The organism is Microbacterium sp. (assembly GCF_031180975.1).
GTDB lineage: Bacteria > Actinomycetota > Actinomycetes > Actinomycetales > Microbacteriaceae > Microbacterium.
Window position 1 is genome coordinate 100,381 of the sequence record NZ_JAPSLI010000001.1, and the last position, 15,130, is coordinate 115,510.

The following is a 15,130-nucleotide window of genomic DNA, read 5'->3' on the forward strand; positions in this document are numbered from 1 at the left end:
CCGCGGAGGCGCGCAGAATGACACTCGCCGCGCAGGGGTTCTCCCGCCGGCCGCCCGGGGCGGTGGCCGCACGGCACCTGCATCGCACGATGGATCGGCTCGGCGTGCTGCAGATCGACTCGGTGAACGTGTTCGCGCGATCGCACTACCTGCCGATGTTCTCCCGACTGGGCTCCTACGACCCGGCCGTTCTGGACCGCACCTTCATCGCGCGCGCAAGTCACTACGTCGAGTATCTCGCCCACGAGGCGGCGTTCATGCCGGTGGCGGACTGGGCGCTGTGGCGCTTCCGGATGGAGGACTGGCGGCGGAGAGCCGCCGACCCGTCGAGCTGGATGCACGCCCACACCCGCACGCTGGACTGGGTGCGCGACGAGCTGCGCGCCCGCGGGCCGCTGCGTCCCGCGGACCTGCGCGACGACGCGCCGCGCGAGCGCGGGACGTGGTGGGACTGGGATGAGGCGAAGCTCGCCCTCGAGCACCTGTGGCGCTGCGGGGAAGTGGCGATCGCGGGGCGGTCCGGCTTCGAACGGCGATACGGGCTGGCCGAGCAGGTGATCCCCTCCGAGGTGCTGAGTCGCGAGGTCGGCAGGACGGATGCCGTCCGCGAGCTGGTCCGTCGTGCCGCGCGTTCCTACGGGGTGGCGACCGAGGCCGACCTCTCCGACTACTACCGCCTGCGCGACCGGGCCGCGGTCCGTGCGGCGGTGGCCGATCTCGTCGACGCCGGTGAACTCGAGCCGGTCGCTGCGCGGGGGTGGGAGCGCGGAGGCAGGCCGCTGGGCGCGTGGAGGCATCGGGATGCCGTGCTGCCGCGCCGCATCGAACGCGCCGCCCTGCTCACCCCGTTCGACCCCGTCGTGTGGTTCCGCGAGCGAGCGCTGCGGGTGTTCGGCCTGGACTACCGCATCGAGATCTACGTGCCCGCCGAGAAGCGGCGATTCGGCTACTACTCCTTGCCGGTGCTGGTCGGCGACCGCATCGTCGCGCGGGTGGATCTGAAGGCCGACCGGCCGGCATCCGTGCTGCGCGTGCAGTCGGCCTGGTGGGAGCCGCACGCCCGGTCGGCGGATGCCGTGGCTGTGGCCGGCGAACTGGTCCGGGCCGCGGAGTGGCAGGGGCTCGAGCACCTCAGCGTGTCGGGATGGGGGGATGCCGCGGAGCCGATCGCGCGGGCGCTGCACGGCCATGACGTGGTGGTGCAGCGACACCGGCATCCGCGCGAGGATGCCGGCGTGTTGGCGGGGTGACAGGCGGGCGCGGATTTGAGAACTCTGTCGAGGGAGTCCGGTGCGCCTGCGGCGCACGGGCCTAAAGGTTTCGACTCGCTTCGCTCGCTCAACCTTGACACGCAGAAGGCTCAACGCGCCTTCGGCGCATTGAGCCCTCATGAACGAGGTTTCGACTCGCTTCGCTCGCTCAACCTTGACACGCAGAGGGCTCAACGCGCCTTCGGCGCATTGAGCCTTCTCGTGTCAAAACTGCACGCGCGGGGGTTCGGAGATCGCGCCGTTGTCGGCGACTTCGAAGAACTCGCGCTCCGTGAATCCCAGCCCCCGGGCGAACATGTTGTTCGGGAAGACCTTGATCTTGGTGTTCAGCTCACGCACGCCACCGTTGTAGAACCGGCGAGAGGCCTGGATCTTGTCCTCCGTGTCGACCAGCGAGTGCTGCAGTTGCAGGTAGTTCTGGCTGGCCTGCAGCTGGGGGTACGCTTCGGCGACCGCGAAAAGGCTGCGCAGCGCCTGCTGCAGGTGCCCTTCGGCGACGCCGGCCTCGGCGGGTCCGGTGGCGGACAGCGTCTCGGCGCGGGCGCGGGTGACGCCTTCGAAGACCGCCTTCTCGTGCGCCGCATAGCCGCGCACGGTCTCGATCAGATTCGGGATGAGGTCGGCCCGGCGCTTCAGCTGGACGGTGATGCCGCTCCAGGCCTCATCGACGCGCACGTTCAGCTGCACGAGCGAGTTGTACGTCGACCAGAGGTAGATGCCGACGAGCACCAGCACGCCGACGATGATCAGTACCGGCCAGAGCCATTCCATTCCGAAGCCCCCTCTATGGATCCTCCCCATCCTATGCCGACTCGTCTGCGCGTCGGCTGGACGGTGCGGCCCCCGGGAACGGCCGTTCAGCGGCCGAGGATGCGCTCCAGACGCCGGTTGCCGAACAGCCGTGACGGGTCGAGGCGATCACGCGGCGCGACGAAATCGTGGAAGCGCGGATTGCGCGCCCGCAACTGGTCGGCCGCCGGCCCGTGCAGCTTGCCCCAGTGCGGTCGCCCGGCGTGCTCGAGCATGATCTGCTCGACCGCATCGAAGTACGGCTGCGGGTCGGCGCGCCAGTAGCGGTGCACGGCGATGTAGGCCGTGTCGCGGCCCGAAGCGGTCGACATCCAGAGGTCGTCGGATGCCGCGAAGCGGACCTCCACCGGGAACTCGATGCGCCAGCCGCGGTCGGTGTACTCCCGATCGCCGGTCAGGCGCACGGCGAGTCGATTGAACGGCGGTGTGATGACGGGAAGCACACGCCCGGTCGCGCAGGCCACGCGATAGACGCCGTTCGAGAGCAGCGTCTCCTCCATCCATCGCCCGATCCGTGGCAACGGCCTGTGCGCGGCCGATCCCGGCATCCGGGTCTGGCGTTTGGTGAGGGCGACGTCGGTGTGCGGGAACCGGTAGAACTCGTAGTGGCCGAATGCCGCGACCCGCTCCTGCCGCGAGTTGGTCGTGTCACAGGAACGCCTTCCCTTCGCCGCGGTAGGTGGGCAGTTCATCGATCACCACGCCGTCGGCGGCGAGGTGGAACCGGTCGACGCGTTCGGCGGTCTCGCCGCTCTTCGCATGACGGAACCACACCCGGTCGCCCACCCGCAGCCGGCGGGCGGCCTCGCCCTGCAGGGGCGTCTGGACTTCCCCGGCTCCCTCCCTGCTCATCATCCGCAATCCTGACGGCCATGCTGTCAGCGGCTGACGGGTGGCCGCTGGTGGGCCGGACGCCACCCAGCCGCCGCCGAGGACGGTGACGATGTCGGATGCCGGTCTGCGCACCACGTCGAGGGCGAAGGCGCTGGCCGGCGCGGGCGTGAACGAGGGGAATCCGTCGAAGAGGTGACCTGCCAGCAGCCCGCTCCCGGCGGTGACCTCGGTGATGGACTGATCCGACGCGGTGAACTCCAGCGAGCCGGTGCCTCCTCCGTTCACGAACTCCAGGGGTGCGACGGCGGACACCGCCTCCGCGATCCGCGCGCGCCGCACCAGCAGCTCCTCACGGGAGCGGGCCTGCACCATGCGGATGAGCGGCGCGTCGGCCCGGCCGGCATCCCCCTGCCCGGCGATCTGCGCCTCGTACATCTGCAGGCCCACGAGCCGGAACCCGGGGCGCCGCACGATCGTCTGCGCGAGGTTCGCCGCATCCGCCGGCGTGAACAGCGGCGAGCGGCGCACCCCGAGGTGGCCGAGTCCGCGCATCCGCAGGGACGCGTCGACGTCGATCGCCACTCTGAACTCGGGACGCGCGGATGCCGGGACGACGGAGTCGACCACGTCGAGCTGAGCCACGTCGTCCACCATCAGGGTGATGCGGGAGGCCAGTCGGTCGTCCTGTGCGAGGCGCTCGATGCCCGCCCGGTCGGCTGTGGGGTAGCCGAGCACGACGTCGTCGTGCGTGTCGGCGAGCCAGAGCGCCTCGGCGAGCGTGAACGAGAGGATGCCGTGGAAGCCCGGGAGCGCGAGGACGGCGTCGAGCACGGCGCGCACCCGCACCGACTTGGAGGCGACGCGGATCGGGACACCACCGGATCGGACCAGCAGGTCCATGGCGTTGTGGCGCAACGCGTCGCGTTCGATCACCGCGACCGGCGTGGACAGGTGCGCGGTGGCCTCGGTGAGCGACCGCCAGTAGCGCGCCGGGTCGAGCCAGCCGGCGGATCCCGGGCTCGGTGCGGCGGTGAGGTCGAGCACTCCCCCACCCTACGACCTGACGCGACCGGCCGCCGGGTGCGCGGGTCGATAGGCTGGCGGTGCGCCCCCGTAGCCCAACGGCAGAGGCAGGCGACTTAAACTCGCTTCAGTCTGGGTTCGAATCCCAGCGGGGGCACGGGAGAAGCGGCCGCCCTCGGGCGGGTGCTTCTCCCGTTCTCGTATCCGGGTGAGACCCAGGCTCCGGGGTCCCCGCCGGCCGAGGCTCCGCGCGCCGCGCAGCGGCGTGTGGAGTGCCGGTGGGGCGGGTTCGAATCCCAGCGGGGGCACGCGCCCGTCAGCGCTCGGCCACGACGACCGACGGCCCGCCTGCCCCGGTTGCGGGTTCTTCCGGTTCCCACCGCAGCAGATCCCCGGGCTGACACTCCAGTGCTTCGCACAGCGCGTCCAGCGTGGAGAACCGCACGCCCTTGGCCCGGCCGTTCTTCAGCGCGGCGAGGTTCGCGGGCGTGATCCCGATGCGCTCGGCGAGCACGCCGACCGGCATCTTGCGGCGGGCGAGCATGACATCGATGTCGACGACAATCGGCATGTCAGACCATCTCATCCAATTCGGAGCGCAGCGCCTTGACCTGGTTCTCACGCTCGATGGCCTGGGTCAGCAACCGCCGCATCACCACGACGAGCAGCACCATCCCGGCGAGCACGAGCGATGCTCCGCAGATCAGCCCGACGATCCCCGGCGCCATGCCGCCCGGCGCCAGCAGCACCGCGAGCAGGAAGGCGAGAGCGGATGCCGTGGCGATCGCGCCGATGATCACGTCGACGTACCGGAACGCGGCATGCGAGAACACCGCTCCCCGCCGCACGAGCGTGAGCAGCCGCCAGATGCATACGGCGAACACCTGCATGGTGAGCACCGCGCCGGCGAAGATCGAGATGAAGGCGACCTGTTCCCAGGTTTCCGCGCCGGCCTCCCCCAGATCGATCCAGATCAGCGGCAGCAGGAGCGCCTGGACCACGAGCGAGCCGGCGAGCGACAGGGCGATCACCACCCGCAGTGCCACGATCGTCAGATTCCCCATCCCCACCACATCCTCACGTTGAACGATTGATATCTATCGTACGGCGATAGATATCGAAAAGGAAGGGACAAAGCGAAGACCCCGCCGCATCCAGACGGATGCGGCGGGGTCTGCACAGGGTCAGTGCGTCAGGAACGCGCCTTCTCGGCGGTCTTGGCCGGCGCCTTGCGGGCGGGCGACTTCTTCACCGGCTTCGCCTCGGCGGCGACCGACTTGGGAGCGTCCGCCTTCACGGCATCCGCCTTGGGCGCATCCGGCTTGGCGGAGTCGGTCTTCGCAGCATCCGCAGCCGCTGCCGGCGCCTCGGCGGGGATGGCCGGTGCGGCCGGCTCGGCGGGAGCGGCAGCCGCCGGACGCGGACGCGCGGCGAACTCCTCGAACGCCTCGCGGGGGTTCTGCACCGCCTGCAGGTTCGCGAAGTCGCGGCCCAGCCACACGTTGTGCCACCAGCCCCACAGCACACGCCACTTGCGCTCCCACGACGGCATGGCCAGGCCGTGGTAGCCGCGGTGGGCGATCCAGGCGATGAATCCCTTGAGGGCGAGGTTGCCCGACTGGAACACGCCGTTGTACAGACCCAGGCCCGCCACGGCGCCGAGGTTCTTGTGGAAGTAGTCCTTGGGCTCCTCGCCGCGCAGCACGGCGACGATGTTCTTCGCCATCAGCTTGGCCTGACGCACCGCGTGCTGAGCGTTGGGCACGCAGTAGCCGCCGACGCCGCCGCCCGACAGGTCCGGCACGGCCGAGACGTCGCCGGCCGCCCAGGCACCCTCGACGATCTCCTCGTCGGTGCCCACGCGCAGGTCGGCGCGGGTGCGGATGCGGCCGCGCTCCTCGACCGGCAGGTCGCCGCCCCTGACGACGGTCGGGTTCGCCATGACGCCGGCGGTCCAGATGATCAGGTCGGCCGGGATGACCTCGCCGGTGGACAGCTCGACGTCGCCGTTCACCGCGCTGGTGACCTGCGTGTCCAGGTGGATGTACGCCCCGCGCTTGCCGAGGTCCTTCATGACCCACTTGCTGGTCTCCAGCGAGACCTCGGGCATGATGCGGCCCATCGCCTCGATGAGGTGGAAGTGGGTGTCCTCGAACGACAGCTGCGGGTAGCTCGGCAGCAGCGAGGAGGCGAGCGAGCGCAGCTCGGCGAACGTCTCGATGCCGGCGAATCCGCCGCCCACGACGACCACGGTCAGCAGCCGGTCGCGCTCGGGACCGGCGGGCAGTGCGGCCGCCTTGTCGAAGTTGGTGAGCAGCCGGTCGCGGACGGCGACGGCCTCCTCGATCGTCTTCATGCCGATCGCGTTGTCGGCGATGCCGGGGATCGGGAAGGTGCGGGAGACGGCGCCCGCAGTGACCACGATCTGGTCGTACGCGAACTCGTACGCATCGCCCACCGGCGGGGTGATCGTGGCGACCTTGTTCGCGTGGTCGATGCCGGTCACCTTCGCGGTGATGACGTTCGTGCGCTTCAGGTGGCGGCGGTGTGTGACGACGGCGTGGCGCGGCTCGATCGAACCGGCGGCGACCTCGGGGAGGAAGGGCTGGTACGTCATGTACGGCAGCGGATCCACCATCGTCACATCGGCCTCGCCCTTGCGGAGATGCTTCTCCAGCTTCCAGGCGGTGTAGAAACCTGCGTAGCCTCCACCGACGATCAGAATGCGGGGCACAGTGCTGTTCTGAGGCACAGGGGGACAACTCCTCGTCGTCAGGGGGTTATGCGCGTCGACCGCGCTCCGTTCGGATGCGCCGGGCAGCTGCGGTGACGCCAAGCCCGATCAGAATACCAGGGACTGTGACCGCAAGAAGTGGGAGGGTACCGTATCGCAGCGTTTCCGCACTCGGCAGCAGCGGCGAGCCGGGCTCCGACGGGGCGTCAGCGGCGGGCAGCGGAGGCACCGCGATCGGCGTCGCGGTGGGCTCCGGCTGGGGAGACGACTCGGCCCTGCGGTACACCCGGATCCACTCCGCGAGATCCCCCATCGGGTTCTCGGCGACCGCCGGAACGGGCGCCGTCACCGCGGCGTTCGCATCCAGCAAGCCGTAGCCGTACAGCGGATCGCGAGTGCCCTTCTTGGCGCCGGCGACCGGGACGGCGGTCTTGACGATCCGGTTGATCACGTTCGCGGCATCCAGGTCGGGGTGCGCCGAGCGCACCAGCGCCGCCACCCCCGCGACGATCGGCGAGGCACCGCTGGTGCCGTCCCAGGTGACGAGCTTGCCGTCGGCCGAGATGCCGAGCAGGTTCTCGCTCGGCGCCGAGACGCCGATGGTGATGCCCTGCGTCGAGGCGCCCTCGCTCGCCACGCCGTTCTGGTCGACGCCGCCCACGGTCAGCACGCCGGGGATGGTGGCCGGCGCCCCCACGATCGAGGTGCCGCTCCCCCGGTTCCCCGCGGCGACCACCACGACGACGTCGTGCTCGAACGCGTACAGGAACGCGTCGTCCCAGCTCTCGTCCCAGTCGAGCGTGTTCGTCGTGAACGACAGGTTGATGATGTCCGCTCCGTGGTCGACCGCCCAGCGCATCGCCTTCGCGACCTGCTCGGTGAACGGCACGGCCGCCGACGCCCCGAACCCGAGCGAGATCGACAGCAGCTTCGCTTCCGGGGCGACGCCGATCATGCCGGTCCCGTCCGGCTTGCCGCGTGCGGCCGCGAGGGACGCGACCCACGTGCCGTGGTTGCCGTCCACCGCCCCGACGGGCGTGCGGCCGTCCGCCGAGCCGCTGCCGGACATGTCGGTGCCGCCGGCGATGGCGCCGTCGAACGCGAGCGGCGGCTTTCCGATGCCGGTGTCGATGATCGCGATCGTGGTGCCCTTGCCCCGCGTGACCTGCCACGCCTGGCGGACACCCGTGCTGTCGAGCCAGTACTCGGCGGCCCGCGCCGGATCGGTGCGATCGTCGGGAATCGGCGCGGTCGGGGTGGGGGTGGGAGCGGGCGTGCTGGCCGCGGGCACCGCGCTCGACGCCGGTTGGGTGGCGGCGGCCGGGGACGCGCCGACGAGGATCACGGATGCCGCCACCGCCGCGAACACGGCGGTGCTGCGCAGCATCCGGCGGGCGGTCATCCCGCCGCGTCCCCTCGGGCGGCACCGGGGTCGGCGCACGCGCAGCGCTCGGGCGACCAGCCGGACCGCGCCAACGCGGCGTCGCCGATGGGGTTCACGCCGGGCCCGGCCGCGAGCGCGTGACCGGCCAGCGCGTGCAGGCACTTCACGCGTGTCGGCATCCCTCCGGCCGAGATCCCGTCGATCTCGGGGACGGCGCCGAACCGCGCACGGTCTGCGAGATAGGCCTCGTGGGCGGCCCGGTACTGCGCCGCGACCTCGGGATCCTCGTCGAGCAGGGCCGCGAGCTCGGGCATGACCTGCTCGGCCTCGAGCGTCGACATCGCCGCGGTCGCCGCCGGGTGAGTGAGGTAGTAGAACGTGGGGAACGGAGTCCCGTCCGCGAGACGGGGTGCCGTGGCCACCACCGTCGGGTTGCCGCACGCGCAGCGCGCGGCGATGCCGACGACGCCGCGCGCGGTCCTGCCGAGCTGGCGGGAGACCACGTCGATCTCGGCGTCGGTAGGCGTCTCGTAGGGCGGTCTGGTCACACTTCCAGGGTACGGGAGCGCGCCTGTGTGAGGCCTCAGCCGGCCGGCGCCTCGACCGCGGTCCTGGCGAGCCCGGCGGACGTGAGGCTGCGCAGCAGTTGCGGCATCCAGTCGGCCGGCCGCTCCTCGATCTCGTCGCTGACCTCCTGCTGCTCGGGCGGCAGCGCGGCCGGGTCCAGGTCGTCGTCGATGAGGTAGATCACCTCGCCGGGCTTGACGTAGTACAGCCGCTCGCGGGCCTGCGTCGTGATGTACGCCGGGTCCTCCCAGCGCTCCCGCTGCAGTTCGAGCTCGGCGATCTGCTCCTTCGTCACCTGCACCGACTCCTGGACCGAGGCGATCCGCTGACGCTGCTCCAGGTAGGTGCCGAGCGTCGGCACCAGCACCCAGGTGCCGAGCACCACCAGCGACAGCATGATCGCGGCGAACCCGGAGAGCCGGATGCCGCTCGCCCATTCCCGCACGTCCACGCTGCGGCTCGTCGTGCCGCCCTTCGCCGACGGCTTCGCAGTCCTCGGGGCGCGGGTGCCGGCTCGTGTCGTGGTCTTTTCGTCTGCGGCGCGGGCGGATGCCGGACGCGGGGACGACGAAGGGGGAGCCGGACGTCTCGCCATGGCTCCCCCTTCGCTTCTCGCCCGTCAGGGGCTGTGGTTCGTGCTGCGCGTCTCCCGGTCAGGCGGTGAAACGCGGGAAGGCGGAGCGGCCGGCGAACACGGCGGCATCGCCCAGCTCCTCCTCGATGCGCAGAAGCTGATTGTACTTCGCGACGCGTTCGCTGCGTGCGGGCGCACCGGTCTTGATCTGACCCGAGTTCGTCGCGACGACGAGGTCGGCGATGGTGGTGTCCTCGGTCTCGCCGGAACGGTGCGACAGCATCGCGGTGTAACCGGAGCGGTGCGCCAGGCTGACGGCGTCGAAGGTCTCGGTGAGCGTCCCGATCTGGTTCACCTTCACGAGCAGCGAGTTGCCGACGCCGCGCTGGATGCCATCAGCGAGGCGCGCCGGGTTGGTGACGAACAGGTCATCGCCGACGAGCTGCACCTTGCTGCCGAGGGCGTCGGTGAGGGTCTTCCAGTTGTCCCAGTCGTCTTCGGCGAGGGCGTCCTCGATGGTGACGATCGGGTAGTCGCGGACCAGGCCCTCGTAGTACTCGATGAGTTCGGCGGCCGACCAGTCCTTGTTCTCCAGGCGGTACACGCCGTCCTTGAAGAACTCGGTCGCGGCGACGTCCAGCCCGAGGGCGATGTCGGTGCCGGGGGTGAAGCCGGCCTTCTCGATGGCGCGGATGAGGAAGTCCAGGCCCTCGCGGTTGCTGGGCAGATCGGGGGCGAAGCCGCCCTCGTCGCCGAGGCCGGTGGCGTAGCCGGCGGCCTTCAGCTCGGCCTTCAGCACGTGGTACGTCTCCACGCCCCAACGCAGCGACTCGGAGTAGGTCTCGGCGCCGATCGGCGCGAGGAAGAACTCCTGCATGTCGATGCCGTTGTCGGCGTGCTCGCCGCCGTTGATGACGTTGAACAGCGGGACGGGCAGCAGGTGCGCGTTCGGTCCCCCCAGGTAGCGGAACAGCGGCAGGTCGGCCGAGTCGGCCGCGGCCTTGGCGACCGCGAGGCTGACGCCGAGGATGGCGTTCGCGCCGACGCGCTTCTTGTTCTCGGTGCCGTCGACCTCGACGAGGATCTCGTCGACGACGCGCTGCTCGCTCGCCTCGACGCCCTCGATGGCCGGGCCGAGCTCGTCGATGACCGCCTCGACCGCCTTCAGCACGCCCTTTCCGCCGTAGCGGCTCTTGTCGCCGTCGCGCAGCTCGTACGCCTCGAACGCGCCGGTGGACGCACCGGAGGGAACGGCGGCGCGCTGCACGACACCGTCATCGAGGAGCACCTCCACCTCGACGGTCGGGTTTCCACGCGAGTCCAGAATCTCGCGGGCGCCTACAGCCTCGATCAGTGCCACGTTGTGCTCCTTGTTCAAGAGGGAAGGGAAGGTGGAGCGGCATCGGTCCGTGGCACAGTCTAGCGATGCGTCCCGGCCCGCTCGGGGTCGCGTGACGCCCGATCACACCACGAGGGCGATCGCGATGCCGTCCCACCCCTTGAGTCCGACCGTCTGCAGCGCGGTGGCGTCGAACCGGGGGTCCTCCCCCAGCATCCGCAGCCCCTCCAGGGTGCCCAGCACCTTGGTGTCGACCGTGTCCGGGTTCACGATCTCGCCGTCACGGCCGATGTTGTCCAGCACGACGACGGTGCCCGGATGGCCGAGCTTCGCCGCCCAGTCGAGGTATGCCGTGTTGGACTCCTTGTCGGCGTCGATGAAGACGAGATCGAACCCGGCGACGAGTGTCGGCAGCACGTCCACGGCGCGGCCGACCCGGATGTCCACGCGGTCGCCGATGCCGGCCGCGTCGATGCTGGCCCGCGCCACCTCGGCGTTCGCGGCCTCCGCCTCGATGGTGACGACCCTGCCCTGCTCGCCGACGGCCCGCGCCATCCAGATCGTGGAGTAGCCGCCCAACGTGCCGATCTCCAGCACGCGCCGCGCGCCACTCATCCGCACCAGCAGATTCAGCAGCTTGCCTGCGACCGGGGCGACCTCGATCTCCGGCATCCCGGCGTCGCGCTGGGCGGCGAGCGCGGCCTCCAGGGCGGGGTCGTGCCCGACCAGGGTCTCGGCGAGGAAGTCGTCGGCGGCGCGCCAGTTCGCGGGAGTGGAATCGACCATGCGCTCAGCCAACCGGCCCGACGGGGACGCGGTCAAGCCCCGGCGGAGCCGGCCGGCATCCGCGGCGGCGTCTGCGCGAGCGGCGGCTGGCGCCGGAACTGACCGGCGAGCACCAGCACGATCACCACCACACCGCACACGATCCACGCGGACACCCCGAGCGGCCCGGCCAGGGCGAGATCGGGCTTCGACGCGGCGAAGATCACGATCGCGCCGCCGGCGGCGTTCAGCGCGCCGTGCGCGAGCACCGCCGGCCAGACGGATGCCGATCGCAGGCGCAGCCATCCGAACAGGACGCCCCAGGCCATGCATCCGGCGATCATGAAAATCACCCCGGTGACGTCCGTGCGGCCGAAGTTGTAGCCGAGCAGGATCACCGGGCTGTGCCAGATCCCCCAGATCGCGCCGCTGAGCAGCAGCGCCGGCCAGGTGCCGAGGGGGCGCAGTGCCGGCAGCAGCCACCCGCGCCAGCCGAGCTCCTCGCCGAGCGCGAGCGGAGCGTTGAGGAGTGCCCCCAGCGGGATCGCGGCCAGCTGCGCGACGGCCACGACCTCCACCGGCGGCAGGGGCGCCCCTGCCGGCAGCGCGCGCTCGAGCTCGCGCGCGAACGCCGAGAAGGTGAGGTCGAGGTCGACGAACCCGAGCACGGCGGACACGACGATCGTGAGCGCGACGATGACCGGGGTGATCAGCCACGCCGCAACGGTGAGCCACACCACGCGGCGGGCGGGACGCAGCGGCCACAGCCCGAGGAAGCGCAGGCGCTCGCCCTTGACGGGGTGCCGCATGGCGAACGTGACGATCAGGGCGGCAACCGTGGGCGTGAGCATCATCACCGGGAGCAGCGCGAACGACAGCGGGTCGGCGATGCCGCCGCCGAGCCACAGCGGCAACGCGACCAGCCACGCCAGACCGCAGGCGATGACGATGAAGGCGAGCACGGCGGGCCAGCGCACCGGTGCAGATGGGTCGGTCATGTCGTCTCCTCCGTGCCGGACTCTACCAACCGCCGGTGACGGGGTCCGCCGGTCACGAGCCGTTCATCGGGACGTGTCAGCATGGTGGCGTGCCTCTCGCCCGCCGCCTCACGCTTCCCGACGCCGTCGCCATCGGACTCGGCTCGATGATCGGCGCCGGCGTGTTCGCCGTGTGGGCGCCGGCGCTGGGAGCGGCCGGCTCGGGGGTGCTCGTGGCGCTGGCGATCGCGGCTGTGGTCGCGTACTGCAACGCCACCTCGTCGGCGCAGCTCGCCGCCGTGCACCCGGTGTCGGGCGGCACTTACGCGTACGCGCGCGCCGAGATCGGACCGTGGGCGGGGTTCATCGCCGGCTGGTGTTTCGTGATCGGCAAGATCGCCAGTTGCGCCGCCATGGCGATGACGTTCGCCGCATACGCCGCCCCGGACGGCTGGGACGTGCCGGTGGCCGTCACGGCCGTCGCAGCGCTGACGATCGTGAACTGCTTCGGCGTCACCCGCACTGCGTTGTTGACCCGCATCCTGGTGGTCGTCTCGTTGCTCGGTCTCGCGATCGTCGTCGCCGCCGGGTTCACCGCGGCGCCCGGCGCCGCACCGGCTCCCCTCCCGGACGCGACCGTGTACGGAGTGCTGCAGGGCGCCGGCCTGCTGTTCTTCGCGTTCGCCGGCTACGCCCGGATCGCCACCATGGGCGAGGAGGTCGTCGACCCGGCCCGGACGATTCCCCGGGCGGTGACGATCGCCCTCCTCGGCGCGTTAGTCGTGTACGCGCTGGTCGGGGCGGCGACGACGCTCACCCTGGGAGCGGATGCCGTCGGCAGCCCCGCTCCCCTCGCCGATGTGCTGGCCGCGGCGGGCTGGGAGCCGTTCGCGCCGGTCGTGCGGGTGGCCGCGGCCACGGCATCCCTCGGCGCCCTCCTCGCCCTGCTGACCGGCATCGGGCGCACCACGCTGGCGATGGCGCGGGAGGCGGACCTGCCCCGGTTCCTCAGCGCCGTCGACGAGCGATGGCACGTGCCGCGGCGCGCCGAGATCGCGATCGGCGCCGTCGTCATCGTGATCGTGCTGGTCGCCGATCTGCGCGGCGCGATCGGGTTCTCGTCGTTCGGGGTGCTGCTGTACTACCTGCTCGCGAACGCGTCGGCGTTCCGGCAGGACAGCGACGTCCGGCGCTACCCGCGCGCCCTGCAGGTGATCGGTGCGCTCGGTTGCCTGGTGCTGGTGAGCACGCTGCCGCCGGTGGCGTCGCTGATCGGCACGGGCGTGGTCGTCGCCGGCGTGCTGTACCGCGCCGTCCGGCTACGCCTCACCCCCTGACGAGACTTCTCTTCCAGCATGAGACGGGACGCCATTCGTACTGTCCCGCGCTGAAACAGAAGTCTCGTGGTGAGGCGGCGTCAGCCGTCGGCGAGGCGGACGCGGTACTCGGAGGGCGCGAAGCCGAGCACCGCGCGGAACTCGCGAGCGAGATGCGCGTGGTCGGCGTACCCGAACTCGGCCGCGATCGACGCGAGGTCGGCCGCCGGGTCGTTCCGCACCCGCTCCGCCGCCTCCTGCAGCCGGCGGCGTCGGACCATCGCCGCGGGAGGCAGACCCACGTAACGGTGCGCCATCCGCTGCAGAGTGCGCACCGACACGGCCAGCCGCGCGGCGGCCTGCTCCGGTGTGCGGACCTCGGGGTCGCCCATGAGCATGTCCGCCATGGCGTTCGCGTGCGCGCCCACCTCATCCGGCTCTCCGACGCGATCTGCCAGCCACTCGCTGAACGCGGTCACGGCGCGCTCCTGCCTGCCTGGCCCGCTCGCCATCGCCTGCGCGACGGATGCCTGCAGCTCGGATGCCGGGTACGCCGTCTCCCCGTCGCGCAGCGACGCCGGATCGTCGATCAGCCGACCGACCGCTGCGGGCCGCAACAGCGCGCCCACCGCCCAGCCGCGCCCGCGCAGTTCCCGGACACCCGCCCGGGTCGTGGCTCCGGCGAGCGTCACGACCGCGCCTTCGACCACGAGGTTGAGAGCCGGATAGCCGACGATCTCCTGCTGCGACACCTCCCCGGGGCCGAGATCCCATTCCGGGATCCAGAACCAAGCCACCGCGTGTGCCACCGCCGGCGGTGCCGGAAGCCGGCGGAAGTCGGGCAGCCGGCGGGGAAACAGGATGCCGCGGGTGGGCTCGACCATGGCTCCAGCCTACGAGGGCGCCGCTCTCCGGCATCCTGTCGCGAATCTTCAAGCCGACGGCCGCGACCGGTCCGTAGCGTCGGGGCCATGGAAGAGACACGGACGACCGGCGTGACCGGTCAGCACACCACCGATGGCAGGCCGAACTCGGCGACGTCGTTGACGCCGTTCCTCGCGGTGCCCGACGCCGCGGGGGCGATCGAGTTCTACCGCGACGTGTTCGGCGCGCGCGTGATCGACGTGACCGAGTTCGGCGGTGCGATCGCGCACGCCGACCTCGACTTCGGAGTCGGCCGGCTGCAGCTCGGAGAGCCGAGTCCGAAGTACCACCTGGTGCCGCCGCCCGCAGGCGAGGACGACTGCTATTCGATGGGGCTGTACGTCTCCGACGTGGACGCCGTGGTCGAGCGGGCCGTCACGGCGGGCGCCACCGTGCGCGAAGCGCCGTCGACCTTCGTCTCGGGCGACCGGTTCGCCAGCATCCGGGACCCGTTCGGGGTGCGGTGGTCGATCATGACCAGGGTCGAGGACATCTCCGACGAGGAGAGCGCCCGCCGTGTGGCGGAGTGGGCGGCATCCTTCTCGCAGGCACCGGCCGGCTCCTGACGCCCCCCCCCCCCCCCCCCCCCCCCCGGGGCGGGGGGGGGAAAAA

The 15,130-nt window shown here is 71.2% G+C and carries 15 protein-coding genes, 1 tRNA gene and 1 pseudogene; 4 read left to right on the forward strand and 13 right to left on the reverse strand.

The annotated features are described in order from the left end of the window. The first annotated feature begins 17 nt into the window (after positions 1–17). On the forward strand, positions 18–1,250 hold the full coding sequence (locus RIF65_RS00510; RefSeq protein WP_375142114.1) for a winged helix-turn-helix domain-containing protein: 1,233 nt from the start codon (positions 18–20) through the stop codon (positions 1,248–1,250). 225 nt (positions 1,251–1,475) lie between these two features. Here the strand turns inward: RIF65_RS00510 and RIF65_RS00515 are convergent, their stop codons facing one another. The 3 genes and pseudogenes from RIF65_RS00515 to RIF65_RS00525 form a co-directional block, all read right to left on the reverse strand. Further along, entirely contained in the window at positions 1,476–2,042 is a 567-nt protein-coding gene (locus tag RIF65_RS00515) for a LemA family protein (protein WP_309066519.1), read from the reverse strand. 86 nt (positions 2,043–2,128) lie between these two features. Then, positions 2,129–2,710: pseudogene (locus tag RIF65_RS00520) on the reverse strand (D-arabinono-1,4-lactone oxidase); the annotation flags it as partial. A 19-nt stretch (positions 2,711–2,729) separates the two neighbouring features. After that, entirely contained in the window at positions 2,730–3,959 is a 1,230-nt protein-coding gene (locus tag RIF65_RS00525) for an alanine racemase (RefSeq protein WP_309066517.1), read from the reverse strand. A 63-nt stretch (positions 3,960–4,022) separates the two neighbouring features. Between RIF65_RS00525 and RIF65_RS00530 the strand changes: the two genes are divergently transcribed. Beyond that, a tRNA-Leu gene (locus RIF65_RS00530) sits at positions 4,023–4,095 on the forward strand. Between the two features lie 159 nt (positions 4,096–4,254). Here RIF65_RS00530 and RIF65_RS00535 read toward each other — a convergent pair. From RIF65_RS00535 to RIF65_RS00575, 9 genes are all read right to left on the reverse strand, one after another. After that, positions 4,255–4,509 carry a helix-turn-helix domain-containing protein gene (locus RIF65_RS00535; protein WP_309066516.1) on the reverse strand — a complete coding sequence of 85 codons (255 nt, stop codon included), beginning with the start codon at positions 4,507–4,509 and terminating at the stop codon, positions 4,255–4,257. Between the two features lies 1 nt (position 4,510). Beyond that, entirely contained in the window at positions 4,511–5,002 is a 492-nt protein-coding gene (locus RIF65_RS00540) for a DUF2975 domain-containing protein (RefSeq protein WP_309066515.1), read from the reverse strand. Positions 5,003–5,130: 128 nt separating this feature from the next. After that, entirely contained in the window at positions 5,131–6,672 is a 1,542-nt protein-coding gene (locus tag RIF65_RS00545; RefSeq protein ID WP_309066514.1) for an NAD(P)/FAD-dependent oxidoreductase, read from the reverse strand. A 46-nt stretch (positions 6,673–6,718) separates the two neighbouring features. Continuing rightward, positions 6,719–8,074: a S8 family serine peptidase gene (locus RIF65_RS00550; protein WP_309066513.1), complete on the reverse strand. Its 1,356-nt coding sequence runs from the start codon at positions 8,072–8,074 to the stop codon at positions 6,719–6,721. Beyond that, positions 8,071–8,604 carry a DUF501 domain-containing protein gene (locus RIF65_RS00555; RefSeq protein ID WP_309066512.1) on the reverse strand — a complete coding sequence of 178 codons (534 nt, stop codon included), beginning with the start codon at positions 8,602–8,604 and terminating at the stop codon, positions 8,071–8,073. Before RIF65_RS00555 ends, RIF65_RS00550 begins: the two co-directional genes overlap by 4 nt. 35 nt (positions 8,605–8,639) lie before the next feature. Then, a complete protein-coding gene (locus RIF65_RS00560; protein ID WP_309066511.1) occupies positions 8,640–9,218 on the reverse strand; it encodes an FtsB family cell division protein in 579 nt (192 codons plus the stop codon). Positions 9,219–9,276: 58 nt separating this feature from the next. Further along, positions 9,277–10,557, reverse strand: a complete 1,281-nt coding sequence (eno, locus tag RIF65_RS00565; protein ID WP_309066510.1) for a phosphopyruvate hydratase — start codon at positions 10,555–10,557, stop codon at positions 9,277–9,279. 102 nt (positions 10,558–10,659) lie between these two features. After that, entirely contained in the window at positions 10,660–11,322 is a 663-nt protein-coding gene (locus RIF65_RS00570) for an O-methyltransferase (RefSeq protein ID WP_309066509.1), read from the reverse strand. Between the two features lie 32 nt (positions 11,323–11,354). Further along, the gene (locus RIF65_RS00575) at positions 11,355–12,299 is read right to left on the reverse strand and encodes a CPBP family intramembrane glutamic endopeptidase (RefSeq protein ID WP_309066508.1); all 945 of its coding nucleotides are present in this window, start codon (positions 12,297–12,299) and stop codon (positions 11,355–11,357) included. A gap of 89 nt (positions 12,300–12,388) precedes the next feature. Between RIF65_RS00575 and RIF65_RS00580 the strand changes: the two genes are divergently transcribed. Continuing rightward, entirely contained in the window at positions 12,389–13,615 is a 1,227-nt protein-coding gene (locus RIF65_RS00580; protein ID WP_309066507.1) for an APC family permease, read from the forward strand. Between the two features lie 80 nt (positions 13,616–13,695). Here the strand turns inward: RIF65_RS00580 and RIF65_RS00585 are convergent, their stop codons facing one another. Beyond that, on the reverse strand, positions 13,696–14,478 hold the full coding sequence (locus tag RIF65_RS00585) for a helix-turn-helix domain-containing protein (protein ID WP_309066506.1): 783 nt from the start codon (positions 14,476–14,478) through the stop codon (positions 13,696–13,698). Positions 14,479–14,565: 87 nt separating this feature from the next. Between RIF65_RS00585 and RIF65_RS00590 the strand changes: the two genes are divergently transcribed. After that, positions 14,566–15,084, forward strand: coding sequence for a VOC family protein (locus RIF65_RS00590; protein WP_309066505.1), 519 nt, complete (start codon positions 14,566–14,568; stop codon positions 15,082–15,084). Positions 15,085–15,130: the final 46 nt, after the last annotated feature.

What these genes read in the sequence shown, in the direction of transcription:
- RIF65_RS00510 (WP_375142114.1), top strand. Translation starts at nt 18, where the DNA reads ATGACACTCGCCGCGCAGGGGTTCTCCCGCCGGCCGCCCGGGGCGGTG.
- RIF65_RS00575 (WP_309066508.1), bottom strand. Translation starts at nt 12,299, where the DNA reads ATGACCGACCCATCTGCACCGGTGCGCTGGCCCGCCGTGCTCGCCTTC.
- RIF65_RS00540 (WP_309066515.1), bottom strand. Translation starts at nt 5,002, where the DNA reads ATGGGGAATCTGACGATCGTGGCACTGCGGGTGGTGATCGCCCTGTCG.
- RIF65_RS00550 (WP_309066513.1), bottom strand. Translation starts at nt 8,074, where the DNA reads ATGACCGCCCGCCGGATGCTGCGCAGCACCGCCGTGTTCGCGGCGGTG.
- RIF65_RS00585 (WP_309066506.1), bottom strand. Translation starts at nt 14,478, where the DNA reads ATGGTCGAGCCCACCCGCGGCATCCTGTTTCCCCGCCGGCTGCCCGAC.
- RIF65_RS00560 (WP_309066511.1), bottom strand. Translation starts at nt 9,218, where the DNA reads ATGGCGAGACGTCCGGCTCCCCCTTCGTCGTCCCCGCGTCCGGCATCC.
- RIF65_RS00590 (WP_309066505.1), top strand. Translation starts at nt 14,566, where the DNA reads ATGGAAGAGACACGGACGACCGGCGTGACCGGTCAGCACACCACCGAT.
- RIF65_RS00570 (WP_309066509.1), bottom strand. Translation starts at nt 11,322, where the DNA reads ATGGTCGATTCCACTCCCGCGAACTGGCGCGCCGCCGACGACTTCCTC.
- RIF65_RS00535 (WP_309066516.1), bottom strand. Translation starts at nt 4,509, where the DNA reads ATGCCGATTGTCGTCGACATCGATGTCATGCTCGCCCGCCGCAAGATG.
- RIF65_RS00515 (WP_309066519.1), bottom strand. Translation starts at nt 2,042, where the DNA reads ATGGAATGGCTCTGGCCGGTACTGATCATCGTCGGCGTGCTGGTGCTC.